We start from the raw sequence: 262 nt of genomic DNA, 5'->3' as shown, positions 1-262 counted from the left end.
GCGTAGCCATGCGTCGACGCCGGCGAGTGCCGTGCGGGCCAGGGCCGTGGGGTGGCCCGTGAAGCCGTGCGGTGACTCCGGGTAGACCCGCAGCTCCACGTCGTTGCCGGCCGCCGACAGCCGACCCGCCATCGCCAGGTTGTCCTCCAGCAGCACGTCATCGGCGCCGACGACCAGCAGCGTCGGGGGCAGCCCGCGCAGGTCGCCGTAGACGGGGGAGATGTCGGCGACGGTCCGGTCGGGCACCTGGCCGACGTACGCC

The 262-nt window shown here is 74.4% G+C and carries 1 protein-coding gene; it reads right to left on the bottom strand.

Features of this window, described 5'->3' with window-relative positions:
• The coding region (locus ACLQ29_RS35565) for an alpha/beta hydrolase (RefSeq protein WP_425775725.1) at window positions 1-262 on the bottom strand (262 nt) is incomplete at both ends.

Source organism: Micromonospora sp. DT228, from assembly GCF_049841595.1.
Taxonomy (GTDB): domain Bacteria; phylum Actinomycetota; class Actinomycetes; order Mycobacteriales; family Micromonosporaceae; genus Micromonospora.
Note: the sequence above shows the minus strand (reverse complement) of the source record. Positions and strands in the feature narration are given on the sequence as shown.